The 306-nt window shown below is 33.3% G+C and carries 1 protein-coding gene; it reads right to left on the reverse strand.

Annotated features, from left to right (window positions below; translation table 11 throughout):
- Positions 1 to 306: hypothetical protein (locus PUR71_RS40930; protein WP_329924456.1), on the reverse strand; the 306-nt coding region annotated here is incomplete at both ends.

Raw genomic sequence — 306 nt, forward strand, 5'->3', positions numbered from 1 at the left:
GGGGTGGGGGTTCCCGACCACAAAAAAAAAAAAAACAACCACCACCACAAACAAAAAAAAAACAAAAACACAAAATAACAAAACAAACCCCACAACCACCACCCCCAACCACAACACAAAAACCAACAAAAACCACACCAACACACAAAACAAAAACCCACCAAAAAACACCAAACAAACCACAAAAAACAAAACAAACACAAAAAAAAAAAAAAAAAAAAAAAACACAAAAACAAACACCAACACACCACCAAACAACAAAAAAAAAAAAAAACACCACCAAACACCCCAAAAAAAAACAAAAAA

The sequence above is a fragment of the Streptomyces sp. SP17BM10 genome, from assembly GCF_036322405.1.
GTDB lineage: Bacteria > Actinomycetota > Actinomycetes > Streptomycetales > Streptomycetaceae > Kitasatospora.